This is a genomic window from Streptomyces sp. NPDC052301 (assembly GCF_044593395.1).
GTDB lineage: Bacteria > Actinomycetota > Actinomycetes > Streptomycetales > Streptomycetaceae > Streptomyces.
In genome coordinates this window covers 518,545-535,409 of sequence record NZ_JBIUBE010000002.1, presented here as the reverse complement: position 1 = coordinate 535,409, position 16,865 = coordinate 518,545, and the positions used below count along the sequence as shown (strand labels likewise).

General features: G+C 73.9%; 8 protein-coding genes. All 8 read right to left on the bottom strand.

What is annotated here, in order from left to right; all coding sequences use genetic code 11:
- Positions 1 to 22: 22 nt before the first annotated feature.
- Genes ACIHEJ_RS06100 through ACIHEJ_RS06065 form a run of 8 tightly spaced genes read right to left on the bottom strand, consistent with a single transcriptional unit; the run spans position 23 to position 16,745 of the window.
- Positions 23 to 1,039, bottom strand: a complete 1,017-nt coding sequence (locus ACIHEJ_RS06100; protein WP_400132431.1) for an acyl-CoA desaturase — start codon at positions 1,037 to 1,039, stop codon at positions 23 to 25.
- A gap of 17 nt (positions 1,040 to 1,056) precedes the next feature.
- Positions 1,057 to 1,899: an SDR family NAD(P)-dependent oxidoreductase gene (locus tag ACIHEJ_RS06095; RefSeq protein WP_400132430.1), complete on the bottom strand. Its 843-nt coding sequence runs from the start codon at positions 1,897 to 1,899 to the stop codon at positions 1,057 to 1,059.
- Positions 1,896 to 3,212, bottom strand: a complete 1,317-nt coding sequence (locus ACIHEJ_RS06090; RefSeq protein ID WP_400132429.1) for an FAD-dependent oxidoreductase — start codon at positions 3,210 to 3,212, stop codon at positions 1,896 to 1,898. Before ACIHEJ_RS06090 ends, ACIHEJ_RS06095 begins: the two co-directional genes overlap by 4 nt.
- 48 nt (positions 3,213 to 3,260) lie before the next feature.
- Positions 3,261 to 4,319, bottom strand: a complete 1,059-nt coding sequence (locus ACIHEJ_RS06085) for an AfsA-related hotdog domain-containing protein (RefSeq protein ID WP_400132428.1) — start codon at positions 4,317 to 4,319, stop codon at positions 3,261 to 3,263.
- Complete coding sequence (locus ACIHEJ_RS06080; RefSeq protein WP_400132427.1) at positions 4,316 to 5,791, bottom strand: FAD-dependent oxidoreductase; 1,476 nt, start codon at positions 5,789 to 5,791, stop codon at positions 4,316 to 4,318. The genes ACIHEJ_RS06085 and ACIHEJ_RS06080 overlap by 4 nt, the downstream gene beginning before the upstream one ends.
- On the bottom strand, positions 5,788 to 6,804 hold the full coding sequence (locus ACIHEJ_RS06075) for a 3-oxoacyl-ACP synthase III family protein (protein WP_400132426.1): 1,017 nt from the start codon (positions 6,802 to 6,804) through the stop codon (positions 5,788 to 5,790). The genes ACIHEJ_RS06080 and ACIHEJ_RS06075 overlap by 4 nt, the downstream gene beginning before the upstream one ends.
- Positions 6,786 to 10,739 carry a type I polyketide synthase gene (locus ACIHEJ_RS06070; RefSeq protein ID WP_400132425.1) on the bottom strand — a complete coding sequence of 1,318 codons (3,954 nt, stop codon included), beginning with the start codon at positions 10,737 to 10,739 and terminating at the stop codon, positions 6,786 to 6,788. Before ACIHEJ_RS06070 ends, ACIHEJ_RS06075 begins: the two co-directional genes overlap by 19 nt.
- 3 nt (positions 10,740 to 10,742) lie before the next feature.
- Positions 10,743 to 16,745, bottom strand: a complete 6,003-nt coding sequence (locus ACIHEJ_RS06065; RefSeq protein WP_400132424.1) for an SDR family NAD(P)-dependent oxidoreductase — start codon at positions 16,743 to 16,745, stop codon at positions 10,743 to 10,745.
- Between the last annotated feature and the right edge of the window lie 120 nt (positions 16,746 to 16,865).

Genomic DNA, 16,865 nt, shown 5'->3' with positions numbered 1-16,865 from the left:
TCTGCTCGTCCGGCGGGCCGGGCTATTCCACGTCCACCAGCGAGGCGTCGGCCTCACGGGCCTCGCGGCGGCGCTCCGCCATGGGCGCGATGTTCTGCTGGGTCTCCAGAAGTTCCCTCTTGTCCAGGGAGGCCGCCTGGACGCGGCTGACGCCCGCCTCGCGCATCTCCATGCGTTCGGGGTCGATGCGCACGACCTTCCAGGCGAGGTGGGTCTTCTCCAGGCTCCAGATGAGGATCGCGGAGAGGTCGATCTCGTACCACTTCATGCCGTGGCGGGCGGAGCGCGGGAAGGCGTGGTGGTTGTTGTGCCAGGCCTCGCCGAACGAAGGGATGGCGAGCCAGGCGACGTTGCGTGACTGGTCGGTGGTCTCGTAGCGGCGGCGGCCGAAGACGTGGCCGACGGAGTTGACCGCGTAGGTCATGTGATTGATCAGGAAGATGCGGACCAGGCCGCCCCAGAGCATGCCGGTGAGGCCGGCCTGCCAGTCGCCGCCGGTGATGGCGTAGGCGATGAGGCCGGGCAGTACGACGCTGGAGGCGGTGACCAGGACGAGGTTCTCGCTCAGCCAGCGCAGCGGCTTCTCGCGGACCAGATCCGGGCAGTAGCGCATCGGTTCGGAGCTGAGATCGACGTCGAAGAGCCAGCCCAGGTGGGCGTGCCAGAGACCGGCCATCGTGCCCTTGAAGCCCGGCTCGAAGTCCAGGTGGGGGCTGTGCGGGTCACCGGGCTTGTCGGCGACGCGGTGGTGCTTGCGGTGGTGCGCCGCCCAGATCAGCGGCGGACCCTGCCCGGCCATCACCCCGGCGGTGGCCAGGGCGACGCGGATGGGCTTGTACGTCTCGAACGAGCGGTGGGTGAGCATCCGGTGGTAACCGGCCGAAATACCGAAGCCGGAGACCGCGTACATGATGATCAGGACCACCACGTCCGACCAGCTGAAGATCTCGTTCCACAGCAGGGCCATGGCGCCGAACACCGCGACCAGCGGTATCAGCGACGCCCCGAGGATGAACCACCGGTGTTTTCTGCCGTCCATTTACCTGTGCCTCTCGTTTACGGAAGTGGGGAGTACCGACTGATGGGGCGCCTGCGGGAGCCGCTTCGGGCGTTGCGGAAGACGGGCAGCACCGCCGCGCGCAGCACGGGGAAGAGCACGGGACGCGGCGTGTGACGGCCCGCGAGGTACTGGGCCTTGGCGACCGGCCCCGGGACCACCACGCGGCGCCCCTGCGCCAGACCGCGCAGGCCCGCCTCGGCGACCCGCTCGGGCGTCAGCCAGGCCAGGAACTTCCGCTCCTGGAGCCGTGACATGCCGCCCACCGAGTAGAAGTTGGTGCGTACGGGGCCGGGGGCGAGCAGGGTGCAGCTCACCCCGGTGCCGCGCAGTTCGACGTGCAGCGACTCGGCGAAGGTGTTGGCGAAGGCCTTGCTGGCCGAGTAGGTGGCCGCGGTCGGCACGGGCTGGCAGCCCGCGGTCGAGCCGGTGACCAGGATCCCGCCGCGCCGCCGGGCCAGCATGCCGGGCAGCAGCGCCTGCGTCAGCGCGTGCAGCGAGACGACGTTGACCTGGACCTCGGCGCTCTCCTGGGCGGGGTCGTTCTCGGCCAAGGGCCCGCACGTGGGGAAGCCCGCGTTGGCGCAGAGCACGGAGACCGGCTGCCCGGCCAGCTCCTCTTCGAGTGCCCGACGCGCGGCCGGGTCCGCGAGATCACAGGTCCGCACGCGCACCGGCGCTCCGTGCCGGTCACGCAGCTCCTTGGCGAGTGCTTCGAGGGCGTCGGTGGAGCGGGCGACGAGCCACAGCCCGTACCCGCGCGCGGCCAGGCCCCGGGCGAGGTGCTCGCCGATGCCGGACGAGGCACCGGTGACCACGGCCCAGTCGGCCGGGGCGCTCACGCCGCCACCGGAGCGGGTGCCGAGGGCGAGGTGAGGTGCGCGGCCAGCCGGCCGGCCGCGGCACGGCCCGTCCGGGCGCACGCCTCGATGGATACGCCCTGGATGTAGTCGCCCGCGAGTTCCAGGCCCGCTATGCCCGCGACACTCTCCCGTACCTCGGCGAGGAAGTCGGCGTGGTGCGGGAGGTAGCCGCTGTAGGCCGCTTCCCAGTGCTTGACCAGGAGGTTGACGCGCTCGGCGCGAGGCGCTCCCAGGTACTTCACCAGCCGCTCCTCGGCCTCACCGGTCAGCCGGTCGATGTTCTCCGGGCTGTGGTCGGTCAGGCGCCCCTCGCGCCCGCTGTACGTGTAGCGGACGATGTGCCGCTCCTCCATGCCGTACGAACCGGCGTTGCTGCACGGTCCGTCGTCCATGGCGAGGGCGCGCACGTCGTGGCCGAAGACGGGCCGGTCGTACTCGACGAGCACCACGGTGGAAGGGAAGTAGTTCACGTTCGACAGTCGCCGGGCGAGCGCGGGCCGCACGGAGCGGACGATCTCGGCTGTCGCGTAGGCCGGCGTGGCGAGCACCACGCCGTCGTAGTCGCTGGTCCGCGCGGGCGCCCCGTCCTCGGAGATGCGCAGTCCGGTGACCTTGCCGTCGCGGACCTCCAGGCCTTCCACGGTGGCGCCGAGCCGCACCGGGACCCGTTTGGCGAACGCGTCCAGGACCGGCTGGATGCCACCGGCCAGCTGATCGTAATGGTCCATCAGCATGGCCAGGTTGGTGCCGAACGTGCCGGGGTAGACCTCGTCGGGTTCTGCCCCGTTGTTGCGGATGACCATGGGCCGCACCAGCATGTCCGTCATCTCGGTCCCGAAGAAGGAGCTGAGTGGGGCGTGGTCGTGGCGCCGCGAGATGCCGCTGAAGTAGCGCGAACCGAGGAAGCGGTTGCGCTCGTCGGCGCGGATCCGTGCCGCCATCGCCGCCATCCGCGCGAAGTCGCGGGCCGAGCCCATCCGCCGGATGTTCTTCAGGGTCTGGCCCCGCCGCTCGCTGTCGAGGGTGAGGATCTCGCCGTCCTTGATGCGGGACGCGTTGTAACCGAAGGACTCGTACGCGTCCACGCCGAGTTCCGAGGTGAACCAGCGGAACGTGTGGTAGCGGCGGCCGATGTTCTTGCCGCCCGTCATGACCTGCCGGTCGCCGAGCTTGTCGAGGCCGAAGCGGCCGCCGAGGACCCCGGCCGCCTCGACGAGTTCGACGTCGTACCCGAGGAGGTCGAGGCGGAGCGCAGCGGTGAGGCCGGAGATGCCTGCCCCCACGACTGCCACGCGCCGCCGGTGGCTTGCGCTTCTACCTGTGTGTGCAACTGCCATGGATCAGACTCCGTGCGCTCGCGCGGTCGATTGGGGACGCGGGGCCGCGTCGGGAAGCAGGTCGATGCGGCCCTCGACGATCGGTTTGCCGAACTGCCGCAGGACCACGGCCACGGGGACGCGGCCGTCGGCGCCCTGGGCGCCGGCCTCCGCCTCGTGGACCAGGTCCGCCTCGAACTCGGCGAAGTCCAGGAAGGCCGCTTCGCAGCCGACGGTGAGGGCGTGCGGGGTGGCCATCACCCCGGCCCGGCAGGCCGCGGCCACGGCGGCCTGTCTCATGCCCTCGACCATCAGGGGGCCCGGCACGTGGTCGTACTCGTGGTCGAAGAAGGCGGGGTGGTGCGGGTCGGCCGCCAGCAGGTAGCGGGGCGCGCCGTCGTCGGGCCCGCCGTCCGTCCCCGCCCCCTGTTCCGGCAGTCCGATGACGACGTTGCGCGGGTTCTCGCGCCCCACCAGGCCGGCGTCCAGCCGCCGTGCCGGGGTCAGGCGGGCGTCGGCCACCGGCTTCTGCGCCCGCTGGAAGGCCCGGAAGATGTCGTAGTCCTCCTGCGACATGAAGGCGAGCACCGCGCTCAGGGTCATCGCCGGGCGTCCGCCGATCTCCATGGCGCCTTCGAGGACCATGCTCACCAGGTCGGAGCCCTTGCTCTGGCGTTCGGCGACGCGGTAGTGCACGTATCCCTGGAGCGCCGACGTCCCGTCGCTGGCATACGCCTGCGGGTCCGTCACCCGCAGCCTGATGCGCTGGAGGCTGAAGGGCAGTCCGACGGGAACACCGACATGGCGGTGCAGCAGCACGAAGATGGACTGCCGCGCGGCCTCGGCGGACGCGAACGGGTCGTGGAAGCCCTCGCGTCGGTCCGACCAGAGGCTGTGCGCACGCGGGATCTGGAAGGAGAGGTGGAAGTCGCCGTCGGGTCCCTGTGCGGAGTCGCTGACGAACACCTCCCCGATCTGCCTGCGGTGGGCGAGGGAGCGGGGCACCGTCTGGTCGAAGGCCAGCTCGACGCCAGGGGGCGGCAGTTGGCCGCGCGCGGCGGGGGGCGGGATCAGGCTGGTCATCGGCTCAACTCCGGTTCGGGCGTGTCCTGCTGCGCCGGGGTCGGCGCCGGGCTGCTCTGGAAGACGGGTTTGCGCATCGCGTTCCTGCGCCGGATCTCGGTGGTCGCGAGCCGCCCCAGCTCGCCGAGCGTGGCGCGGCGTTGGCCGGGGGCGCGCAGCAGGTGGCCGCCCGTGGCGCCGAGCACCCGTGCCGGGGTGAGGACCTCCAGGACGGAGGACCGGTGGCTCAGCAGGTTCAGGACGCCGTCGAGCCGGCCGCGCGCGTGCAGCCCGCGCACGACCCGCGGGACGACGCCCGCGATGGGTCCGGTCACGCCGAGGTCCGCGGCCAGGCCGTAGTACTCGGCATAGGTGCGGTCCCGCCATCGGCCGAACTCCGCGACGGCGCGGTCGATCCCGGCGCGCGATCCGATGGCGTCGGCGACCCCGTCGGCGAGTCGTTCCGCCTGGTGGAAGGCGTCACCGATACCGCGCCCGCCCGCCGGGTCCTTGAAGTGCCCGGCGTCTCCGAGCAGCACCCAGCCGGCGCCCGCCGCCTCGCGGAAGTAGCCGAAGAAGCGCCGGATGCCGTAGATCCTGCTCACCCTGGTGGCGCCCGCGAGAGCCTCGGCGATCGGCGCGCAGCGCATCGCGTGGGCGTGCAGGGAGCCGTCGAGGTCGGCGCGGAAGCTCTCCCGCTCGTGCTGCTGCGGGGAGACCCCCACGATGTAGAGACCGTTGTCGGCGGGGCCACCCAGCATGTGCCGGTCGCCCCAGCGGTGGAAGACGAACGTCGGCCGCGGACCGGTGTCCGAGCCCTCGAAGTACGTCCAGTAGTAGCTGCGTTCCCCGGGACTCACGTGGTACATGCGGGACCCGCACGCCTCGGCGACCTTCGAGTTGCGCCCGTCCGCGCCGACCACCAGGCGGGCCCGCAGCCGCGTCTCGACGCCACCCGACACCGCCCGGACTCCCGTGACGCGCCCGCCTTCCCGGATCACCGCGACGACCCGGGTGCCCAGCCGTACCTCGGCGCCGGAGGAGCGGGCCGCGTCCACCAGGACCGGGTCGAGGACCTCGCGGCGGATGCACGCCGCGCCGCCCACGTCGCCGGGCTCCTGCGGGAACGCGGCCCGGCAGCGGAACTCCTCCAGGCGCATGTCGATGTGGCTCATGGTGGTGACTCCGGCCGCGCGCAGCCGCTCCCACACGCCGAGGCGGTTCAGGAACGCCAGGGAGTCGGCCTGGAGGATGTTCGAGGAGAGGGTCGAGCGGATCTCGGTGGCCTGGTCGAGCACGGCGACGCGCAGACCGCGGCGTGCGAGCAGCGCGCCGAGCGTGGCCCCGGCGCAGCGCGCGCCGACCACGATCACGTCGAACTCCTCTTTTCCGCCCAGGTGTTCCGCACCACCGAACCGCTCCTCGATCCCATCTGCCGCCTCGGACCGGTCGCTCTCGCCGGACCGCCCGGCCCGCTGGGACGGCCGGCTCACGAGGCGCCGGTCCAGCGCACCGCCGCGGCGGCCGCGAAGTCACCGGCGTGCGCGAACCCCGACATGACCACGAGGTCGCCGTCGCGCAGGACTCCGTCGCGGGCCGCCTGGTCGAGGGTGACGGGCACGGCTGCGCCGTACAGGTTCCCGTAGCGGTCGAAGGTGTCCAGATGCCGTGCCTCGTCCACTTTCAGGGCCTGCCGCCAGTTCTTCAGGAAGATCCGGTTCGGCTGGTTGGTGACGAGCACGTCGATGTCGGACGGCCGTTCCCCGAGGTCGGAACAGAGCTTCCCGACGAGCTCGGGCACGAGCGTGTTGCCGCGCTGGAGGATCTCGGTCGTCTTGTCGGCGTCGAAACCGATGTCCATCTGGCCCTGCCCCGGCTCCCAGTACTTGCGCCCGTCCGGGGTCTTGATGCCGAGGTCCACGGAGTACGCCGGTATGCTGCGCGTCCGTACTCCGAGGAGCGGCGAGCCGGCACCGGCCTCCAGATAGGCCACCCCGCAGCCGTCGCCCGGGATCGGCGCGTGCGACAGCTTGCGCACCTCGGACTGGGCGAACATCTGGCCCGCGGTGTTCTGCACATTGGCGATCAGCGCGGTGCGTGCCGCTCCGTCGGCCATGATCTTCTGGGCCAGCGCGAGCATGTACGGGAACGAGGCGCAGCCGCCGTTGTGCAGGTCCACGATCCACTCGGGATCGATGCCGAGGGCGTGCGCGGCCTGGGCACCGACGCCCATGAACGGCTCGTCCGGCAGCAGCACGTTCGTCAGCAGCACGTCGACCTGGCCCGCCGGCTCCTTGCCGAGGCGCTCGAAGACCGGCCGGGCCGCCTTGGCGATCATGTCTGCGGCCCGTTCGCCGGGGGCGACGTGGTGCCGGGTGGGAGGCACACGGAACAGCGGTGTGTTGGCGAGCGGGTCCACCGGGGCGCTCCCGTCCTGGAAGAACTCGGGCCCCACCACGTTCTCCGGCAGATAGCTCCCGAAGTCGACTATGCCGACGGGCTGCATGACAGTTCCTTTCGAAGCCAGTCCTCGACGGTGCGTGCCGTGTGAGCGGCGTGCTCCTCGAGGAGCGAGAAGTGGTCGCCGGTGACGGGCGTGACGGTGGCCGCGGCCTGCCAGAGCCGCCAGGCCGCCGCGTCGGGCGCGTCGGGCCCCCGCTCGGCGGTCACGAGCAGCGCGGGCGCCGCCAGCGGGTCGGCGGCCCAGTCGTCGAAGAGCCCCAGATAGCCGCCCATGGCCAGCACGCCGGCGTCGTCGATGTCGGCGGGCGCGCCGTCCCGGTCGAGGATGCGGCCCATCGCCCAGGCGAACACCGCTTGCTGCTGCGCGGGCTCGGGCCAGTACGTGTCGATCAGCACCACCCCTTCGACGCGGTGCCCGGCGCGCTCCAGCGACGCGGCGGCGGCGTGCGCGAGAGCGCCGCCGATGGAGTGCCCCGCCAGGACCAGCGGGGCACCGCCCGCGGTGGACAGCGCGGCGGCGGCCAGGCTGTCGACCGCCGCCCGCCACGAGCCGGGCAGCAGCGGCGAGGTGCCGAAACCCGGCAGGGTGAGCGCGGACATCCGCGGCCGCCGGGTGAATCCGGCGGCGAACCGGGCGAACTGGTGCGGTCCCGACCCGGCCAGGAAGGACGGCACGCAGACCACGGCGGGCGTGGCGGGGCCGTCGGAGACCAGTACGGACTCCACCGGTCCCGCAGGCCGTTCGGCCGTGGCGAAGACGGGCCGGTCCGCGGCGGCGGCTCGCAGCAGCGGCACTGCGTCACCGAGTTGCCCTCGCCGGTGCAGGTCCCTGAGCAGGTCGGCGGGGCCGCTCGGGGGGCTCGGGGCGAGCAGTGGCCGCAGGTGCTCGGCGAGAGCCGAGGGGGTGGGGTGGTCGACCAGGAGGGTCGCCGGAAGGTCGAGGCCGGTGACCGCGACCAGGCGCCGCTGGAAGCGGACGGCGCCGAGCGAATCGATGCCGAGCTCCAGCAGCGTGCGGTCCGGGTCGATCGGTGTGCCGTCGTCGTAGCCGAGGACGATGGCCACCTGCGTGCGGACCATCCCGAGGACGTCCCGCTCCTGGTCCGCCCGCTCCTGGTCCGCTCGCTCCGGTCCGGGCCGCTCCGGCTGTTCCTGTGCGGCCGGTGCCGGGGCCGCCTGGTCCCCGGACGGGCCGGGGTCCGTGCCCCGGACGGGCTGCGGTGCGTCGATCCAGTGGCGGCGCGGCTGGAAGGCGTACGTGGGAAGGGGCACCCGGCGAGCCGCGTCCCGGGGGAGGACGGCCGCCAGATCGCCGCACACCCCGTGGGTGTGCAGCTCGGCGAGCGCGGTCATGAGCGCGGTGGGTTCGGGCGCGCGCCCGTCGAGGGCGGCGGCGAGCACCGCGGACCCCGGGTCGCGCAGGCAGTCCCGGGTCATCGAGGTCAGCACACCGCTCGGCCCGAGCTCCAGGAACGCCGTCGCCCCGGCGCCCTCCAGGCACCGTACCCCGTCGTGGAAGCGGACGGGGCGCTCGGCGTGGCGGACCCAGTAGTCGGGAGTGGCCAGGGCGGCCGCGTCGGCGAACGTCCCCGTCACGTTCGAGACGATCGGCACGGCAGGCGCGTGATAGCTCAAACCGCCGGCCACGGCGGCGAGTTCGTCGAGCATGGGCCGCATCAGGGGCGAGTGGAAGGCATGGCTGACGCGCAGCCGACGGGTGCGGCGGCCCTGCTCCTGCCATGGTCGCAACCAGGCCGTGAGCGTATCGGCGGCGCCTGACACGACGACCGAGCGGGGCCCGTTCACGGCGGCCACGGCCAGCCGGCCGTCGCTGGGCAGGCACTCCAGGACCTCGGCCTCCGTCGCCTCCACGGCGACCATCGCGCCGCCCTCCGGCAGGGCCTGCATGAGCCTGCCGCGCGCGGCGACCAACGCGCTCGCGTCGGCCAGGGACAGCACCCCGGCGACATGCGCGGCGGACAGCTCGCCGATCGAGTGGCCCATCAGGAAGTCCGGCGTGAAACCCCAGGACTCGAAGAGGCGGTAGAGAGCCACCTCCAGGGCGAACAGGGCCGGCTGCGTCCAGTCCGTGCGGTGCAGCAGCTCCGCCTCGGTGGTGCCCTCGGGAGCGTCCGTCACCTGGCGCAGGGGCAGGTCCAGATGCCGGTCGAGCTCGGCGCGGGCCGCGTCCAGGGCGTCGGCGAACACCGGGTGGGCGGCGGCGAGTCCGCTGCCCATGCCGGCCTGCTGGGACCCCTGCCCGGAGAAGAGGAAGGCGGTCTTGCGTGCTCGCGCCACCACCCCCAGTACGGCGTTGCCCGGCAGTTCACCCGCGCCGACCGCCGCGACCGCGTCGAGGAGTTCGGCGCGGGTGGTGCCGGTGAGGGCGGCTCGGTGGTCGAAGTGGGCGCGGGTGTGGGCGAGGGCGGCGCCGACCTGGACGGGGGTGGCGTCCGGGTGGGCGGTGGTGAGGTGGGTGTGCAGGCGGCGGGCCTGGGCGCGCAGGGCGGCCGGCGTCTTGGCGGACAGCACCCACGGCACCACCGGCAGGGCCTCCGGTTCCGGCGCCGCCCCGGCGTCGGGGGACGCGTCGAGCGGCGCCTCCTCCACCACGACGTGCGCGTTGCTGCCGCTGATGCCGAACGAGGACACCCCGGCCCGGCGCACCCGCTCGCCGCGGTGCCACGGGGTGGCCTCGGTCAGCAGGGAGATGCCGCCGCCGGACCAGTCGGCCCTGGGCGTGGGCCGGTCGACGTGCAGGGTCCTGGGCAGTACTTCGTGACGGAGCGCCTGCACCATCTTGATCAGTCCGCCGACGCCTGCCGCGGCCTGGCTGTGCCCGATGTTGGATTTCAGCGAGCCCAGCCACAGCGGGTGCGGGGCGGTCCGTTCGCGGCCGTAGACCGTGGCGAGGGCGTCGATCTCGATGGGGTCGCCGAGCGTGGTGCCGGTGCCGTGCCCCTCGACCGCGTCGATGTCGTCGGGACGCAGCCGCGCCGCGGCGAGAGCCTGCCTGATCACGCGTTGCTGGGAGCCGCCGTTCGGTGCGGTCAGGCCGTTGCTGGCGCCGTCCTGGTTGACCGCCGTGCCCGGGATGAGGGCGAGGACGCGGTGGTCGTTGCGGCGGGCCTCGCTGAGGCGCTCCAGCAGGACGACCCCGACTCCCTCGCCCCAGCCGGTGCCGTCGGCGGCCTCCGCGTACGAACGGCACCTGCCGTCCGGCGAGAGCGCCCGCTGCCTGCTGAACTCGGTGAAGACGCCCGGTGTGGACATCACCGTCACGCCGCCCGCCAGGGCCAGTGAGCACTCGCCGTTGCGCAGGGCCTGCACTGCCAGGTGGACGCTCACCAGCGACGACGAGCAGGCCGTGTCGACGGTGAGGGCCGGCCCCTCGAAGCCGAACGCGTAGGAGACCCGGCCCGACAGGACGCTGCCCGCTGAGCCGATGCCCCAGTAGCCCTCCAGCTCGGCCGGCCCCGACCGTGCCAACTGCGCGTAGTCCTGGCCCGTCGTCCCCACGAACACACCGGTCGGCGTACCGCGCAGGCCGCCCGGGTCGATGCCCGCGTCCTCCAGGGACTCCCAGACGGTCTGCAGGAGCAGCCGCTGCTGCGGGTCCATCGCCAGGGCCTCGGTGCGGCCGATGCCGAAGAACTCGGCGTCGAACTCCGTCGCCCCCTCCAGGAACCCGCCGGCCCTGGCGTACGTCGTTCCGGTGTGGTCCGGGTCGTCGTGGAAGAGCCGGGTCAGGTCCCAGCCCCGGTCCGTGGGGAAGTCCGCGACCACGTCGCGGCCGGTGGCCACCAGGTCCCACAGCTCGTCGGGCGAGGACACGCCGCCCGGATAGCGGCAGGCCATGCCCACCACCGCGACCGGCTCGTGGGCGCGCTGCTCGGCCTGCCTCAACTGCCGGCGCGTGGCCTGCAGTTCGGCCGTGACACGCTTGAGGTACAGCAGTGCCTTGTCGTCGTCCGGCATGGTTCAGCCCACCCCCAAGTCGTTGTCGATCAGGTCGTACAGCTCGTCGGCGGATGCTTCGTCGATGCGCTCCCTGTGCAGGCCGCCACCGTCCTCGCCGCCTCTGTCGTCGAGGGCCGCGAGCAGCGACCGCAGCCTCGTGCGCACCGCCGCCACGTCGGTCTCGGCGACCGACGGGAGCAGCTCGGCGAGGCGGTCCAGATCCGCGTGCACACCGGGCGCCGTCGCCTCGTGGTTCCCGGCGGCGTGCGCGTCGAGCAGGGTGCGCAGGTGCGCGGCGAGCGCCGGAACCGTCGGGTGGCCGAACACCAGGGTGGACGGCAGGCTGAGCCCGGTCACCTGGCTCAGCCGGTTGCGCAGCCGCACCGCGCCCAGCGAGTCCAGGCCCATCTCCTTGAAGGGACGCTCCGGGTCGACCGCGCCCGAGTTCTCGTACCCGAGGACCACGGCGACCTCCGCGGCGACCGCCGCCAGCACCAGCGCGTCCCGCTCCTCGGGCGGAGCGGCCGCGAGGCGCGTGGGCAGCGCCGCGCCCGACCGGCCCGTGAGCCCCTGCGCGGCCGGCACCAAGGCCCGCAGCACGCCGGGCAGTGAACCTTCCCGGGCCTGGGCACGCAGGGCGCCCAGGTCGAGCCGGGCGGGCAGCAGCAGCGCGTCCTGTGCGCCGTGCACCGCGTCGAACAGGTGCAGCGCCTCGTCGGTGGCGAGCGGCGCCAGCCCCGACCTGCCCAGCTGCGCCACCTCGGTGTCCCCGAGGTGGCGGGTCATGTCGCTCGCCTCCTCCCACAGGCCCCAGGCCAGCGAGAGCGCGGGCAGCCCCTGGGCGCGCCGCCACTGGGCGAACGCGTCGAGGAACGTGTTGGCCGCCGCGTAGTTGCCCTGCCCCGGGCCGCCGAAGGTGCCCGCGACCGAGGAGAACAGGACGAACGCGGCGAGCGGCACGGACTCGGTCAGCTCGTGCAGGTGCAGCGCCGCGTCCACCTTGGGGCGCAGCACGTGGTCCAGCCGCTCGGGCGTCAGCGTCTCCAGAAGGCCGTCGTCGAGCGTTCCCGCGGAGTGGACGACGGCGGTCAGCGGATGCGCGGCGTCGACCGACGCGAGGAGCGCCGCCGTCGCCGGCCGGTCCGTGACGTCGCAGGCCGCTACGGTGACCTGGGCGCCGAGGCCGACCAGTTCGGCCGTCAGCTCCGACACGCCCTCGGCGTCCCGGCCGCGACGGCTGGCCAGGAGCAGATGCCGCGCGCCCCGTTCGGCGGCGAGATGCCGGGCCAGCTGAGCGCCGATCCCGCTGGTGCCCCCGGTGATCAGGACCGTGCCGTCCGGGTCGAAGGGGAGCGGCCCGCCGGAGGCGCCGCGGACACGGACGACACGCGGGACGTGGAGCACGCCGTTGCGTACGGCGACCTGAGGTTCCCCGGCGGCCAGCGCGAGGGGCAGGAGGCGTGCAGGATCCTCCGAGGCGTCACCGGCCAGATCGACGAGCGTGAAGCGCCCGGGGTGCTCGGACTGCGCGGTACGCACCAGCCCCCACAGGGGCGCGAGGTCGGGGGCGACGGACGCGCCGGGAGCGGTGGCCACGGCGTTCCGGGTGACCAGCACCAAGCGCGCGTCGGCGAACCGCTCATCGGCCAGCCAGCCGCGCAGCAGTGCGAGGGTGTGGTGGGCGCGGGCCCGGGCCGCCTCCGCCGTGGGCCTGCCGTGGGCCGCAGGCACGAACGCGACGACGGTGTCCGGCACGGGTCCGCCCGCGTCGAGCGCGCCGGCGAGGTCGGAGAGGGCGGGGTAGGTGGGGAAGTGCGCGGCCGCGGAGCCGGTGGGGGCGTCCGAGCCGGCCCCGGCGTCCGAGCCGCTCACGGCACCCGGGCGCGCCACGGTCGTCCCGTCCTCGGCCAGGACCGCCCAGTGTCCGGACACGGGTCCGGGGTCCGGGGCCGGTGCCGCCTGCCAGTCCACACGGAAGAGGGAGTCGGCCGGACCGCGCCCGCCGGCCAGGCGGGAAGGGGCCACCGGGCGGGCCACGACCGAGTCGACAGTGACCACCGGGGCGCCTGCCTCGTCGAACGCGGACATCCGGACGGTGCCCTCGCCGAGTGCGGTGAGGGACACCCGCAGATGTGTGGCGCCGGCCCGGATGACGCGTACCCCGGACCAGGTGAACGGCAGCCACGCCTGCCCGGACCCTCCGCCGTCACCGGCCAGTTCGGTCAGCTGGGCGTGGAACGCGGCGTCGAGCAGGGCCGGGTGCACCTCGTACCCCTCGGTGCCCCCGCTGCCGTCGGCCGTCGCGGCGTCCACCTCGGCGAGGAGCGCACCGTCGCGCCGCCAGGCCGCGCGCAGCCCGCGGAAGACGGGTCCGTAGTCGAAGCCCCGATCGGCGAGCCGGTCGTAGAGGCCGTCGACGTCCAGCGGGTCGGCGCCCGACGGGGGCCAGGAGACGGGGCCGGGGGCGCCGCCACCGTGCGCCGGGGCGGGCGCCAGGAAGCCCGCGGCATGCCGTGTCCAGCCGTCGCCGCCCGCCGCGTCGGCCGGCCGGGAGTGGACCGCCACCGGCCGTCGTCCCCGGCCGTCCGGGGCGCCGACCGACGCCTGGAGGTCGGCGGCGCCCTCGTCGGGGAGTACCAGCGGCTCCTCCAGCGTCAGCTCCTCGACCATGTCGCAGCCGACGTGCGAGGCGGCGAGGACGGCCATGTCCACGAAGGCGGTGCCCGGCAGCAGGACCGTGCCGTAGACGGCGTGATCGTCCAGCCAGCCGTGGGTGTCCCGCGAGACACGCCCGGTGAACACCCACCCGCTGCCGTCGGCCAGTTCGGCTCCGGCGGTCAGGAGCCGGTGCCCGGTGGAATGCAGTCCGGCTGTTCCTACGTCGCCCACGGCGGCCCTGGGCGCCGCCCAGTAACGGGTCGACTCGAAGGCGTACGTGGGGAGTTCGACGTCACGCGCGGCGGCCGGGTCGAACATCGCGTCCCAGCGCACGGGCACCCCGTGGGCATGCGCGGCGGCCAGCGAGGCCGTGAACTGCGCCTGTTCCCGCTCGCGCCGGGCCGAGCCCAGGACGGCCGGGGCGGACCGGCCGGTCCCGTCCTCCCCGCCCCCTGCCCGCTCCACGGTCTGCTCCACCGCGAGGGTGAGGATCGGGTGCGGACTCACCTCGATGAACGTGGTGTGCCCTTGGTCGAGCAGCGCGCGGACGACCTCCTCGAACCGCACGGTCCGGCGCAGGTTCCGGTACCAGTAGTCGGCGTCGAGGCCGCGGGTGTCGAACGCGCCCGCGGTGACCGTGGAGTGGAAGGCCACCTCTCCGGAGCGGGGCGCGATCGGTGCCAGGACCTCGGCCAGACGCTGCTCGAGCGACTCGACCTGGGGGGAGTGCGAGGCGTAGTCGACGGGGATCCGCCGGGCCCAGATGCCCTCGGCCGAGCAGCGGGCGAGAAGCCCGTCCAGGGCGTCGGGGTCCCCCGAGACCGTCATGGACGAGGGACCGTTGACGGCGGCTACGGAGATGAGTCCGTCCCAGTCCTCCAGGAGTGGCAGCAGCCGCTCGGGCGACGCCGTCACCGACGCCATGCCGCCCCGCCCCGCCATGTCCGCGATGGCCTTGCTGCGCAGCGCCACGACGCGGGCGGCGTCCTGGAGCGAGAGGCCCCCGGCGACGTACGCGGCCGCTATCTCGCCCTGCGAGTGCCCGACCACGGCGTCCGGCTGCACGCCATGGTGGCGCCAGAGCGCCGCGAGTGCCGCCATCACCGCGAACAGCGCGGGCTGCACGACGTCCACCCGGTCCAGCGGGGGAGCGCCGGGCGCCCCGTTCAGGACCTCGTCGAGCGAGAAGTCGGTGTAGGGCGCGAGCGCGTCGGCGCAGGCACTGAGCTCGGCGGCGAACACCGGTTCGGCGGCGACGAGTTCACGGGTCATGCCGAGCCACTGGGAGCCCTGGCCGGGGAAGACGAAGACGGTCTTTCCGGTGCGGGCGCGGGCCCGGGTCACCTGATCCGCCTCCTCCCCCCGGGCGACCGCCGCGACCGCGTCGAGGAGTTCGGCGCGGGTGGTGCCGGTGAGGGCGGCTCGGTGGTCGAAGTGGGCGCGGGTGTGGGCGAGGGCGGCGCCGACCTGGACGGGGGTGGCGTCCGGGTGGGCGGTGGTGAGGTGGGTGTGCAGGCGGCGGGCCTGGGCGCGCAGGGCGGCCGGCGTCTTGGCGGACAGCACCCACGGCACCGCGGGGGGCGTCGCGCCGGGGGAGGAGGAGAGTTCGGACCTTGGCGTCCGGGCCTCGGGCGCGAGTGTCCCCGTCTGCACGGCGGGCGCCTCCTCCACGAGGACATGCGCGTTGGTCCCGCCCACGCCGAAGGCCGACACCCCGGCCCGGCGGACCCGCTCGCCGCGCGGCCACGGGGCGGCCTCGGTCAGCAGTGAGACCACGTCACCGGACCAGTCGGCCTTGGGCGTGGGCCGGTCGACGTGCAGGGTCCTGGGCAGCACTTCGTGACGGAGCGCCTGGATCATCTTGATCAGTCCGCCGACGCCTGCCGCGGCCTGGCTGTGCCCGATGTTGGACTTCAGCGAGCCCAGCCGCAGGGGCTGTCCGGCGGGGCGGTCCTGGCCGAACACGGCCGTGAGGGCGTCGATCTCGATGGGGTCGCCGAGCGTGGTGCCGGTGCCGTGCCCCTCGACCGCGTCGATGTCGCGGGGGCGCAGACCGGCGTCGGTGAGCGCCTGGGTGATGACGCGTTGCTGGGAGCCGCCGTTCGGGGCGGTCAGGCCGTTACTGGCGCCGTCCTGGTTGACCGCCGTGCCCGGGATGAGGGCGAGGACGCGGTGGTCGTTGCGGCGGGCCTCGCTGAGGCGTTCCAGGAGGAGGACGCCGATGCCCTCGGCCCAGCCGGTGCCGTCGGCGGCCTCCGCGTACGAGCGGCACCTGCCGTCCGGCGAGAGCGCCCGCTGCCTGCTGAACTCGGTGAAGACCTTCGGCGTGGCCATCACGCAGGCGCCGCCTGCAACGGCCAGCGTGCACTCGCCGTTGCGCAGGGCCTGCACTGCCAGGTGGACGCTCACCAGCGACGACGAGCAGGCCGTGTCGACGGTGAGGGCCGGGCCCTCGAAGCCGAACGCGTAGGCGACCCGGCCCGACAGGACGCTGCCCGCTGAGCCGATGCCCCAGTACCCCTCCAGCTCGCCGGAGCCGGACCGTGCCACGTTCTCGTAGTCCTGGCCGCTGCTGCCCATGTACACGCCGGTCCGCGACTTCCTCAGGCGGCCGGGGTCGATGCCCGCGTTCTCCAGGGACTCCCAGACGGTCTGCAGGAGCAGCCGCTGCTGAGGGTCCATCGCCAGGGCCTCGCGGCGCGCGATGCCGAAGAACTCCGCGTCGAAGTCGGCGACCGCGTCCAGGAATCCGCCGGTACGGGCGTAACTGGTGCCGAGCTGCTCGGGATCGGCGGAGAAGAGGCGGTCGAGGTCCCAGCCCCGGTCACGGGGGAAGTCCGAGACGACGTCGCGCCCGTCGGCCACCACGTCCCACAGGCCGGCGGGGGAGGCCACGCCGCCCGGGTAGCGGCAGGCCATGCCCACCACCGCGATGGTGTCGTCGTCAGGTCCGGGGGCCGCGCCGGCGCCCGTTGCTTCCGCCTCCGGGGCGTCGTCCTCGGGGTGCCCGAAGCCGAGCAGGCCGAGCAGGTGCTCCGCGACGGCGGCCGCCGTCGGGTGGTCGAAGAGCAGGGTGAGCGGCAGTTCGAGGCCGGTGGCCTGGCTCAGCCGACCGGTCAGCTCCACGGCCGCGAGGGACCCGTAGCCGTAGTCGCGGTAGGCCATCTCCGGGTCGATGTCGAGCGGGTCCGTGCCCGCGAGGCCCGCGGTCTCTTCGCGGACCAGGTCGAGCAGGGCCGCCGACCGGCGGTCGGCCGGCATCCCGGCCAGGTGCCTCGCCCAGCCCTCGGCCGACCCGGCCCCCCCGGCCCGTACGTCCTCGGCCGCCCCCGATCGCCGGGTCCGCCCGTCCATCGGCTCAGTCATACCGTCCTCCACGTCGTTTCCCTGCGCCCCCGCGTCCCGCCGCCGCTCCCGCGCACGGGATGCGACCACAGAGTTCCGTCGTCCACCCGGTGGGAGGCCGTCCTCTCGCCGGGAGGCGCT

Bases quoted from the DNA above. Each gene is read 5' to 3' on its own strand.
- ACIHEJ_RS06070 (WP_400132425.1), bottom strand. From the start codon at position 10,739: ATGCCGGACGACGACAAGGCACTGCTGTACCTCAAGCGTGTCACGGCC.
- ACIHEJ_RS06100 (WP_400132431.1), bottom strand. From the start codon at position 1,039: ATGGACGGCAGAAAACACCGGTGGTTCATCCTCGGGGCGTCGCTGATA.
- ACIHEJ_RS06085 (WP_400132428.1), bottom strand. From the start codon at position 4,319: ATGACCAGCCTGATCCCGCCCCCCGCCGCGCGCGGCCAACTGCCGCCC.
- ACIHEJ_RS06075 (WP_400132426.1), bottom strand. From the start codon at position 6,804: ATGCAGCCCGTCGGCATAGTCGACTTCGGGAGCTATCTGCCGGAGAAC.
- ACIHEJ_RS06065 (WP_400132424.1), bottom strand. From the start codon at position 16,745: ATGACTGAGCCGATGGACGGGCGGACCCGGCGATCGGGGGCGGCCGAG.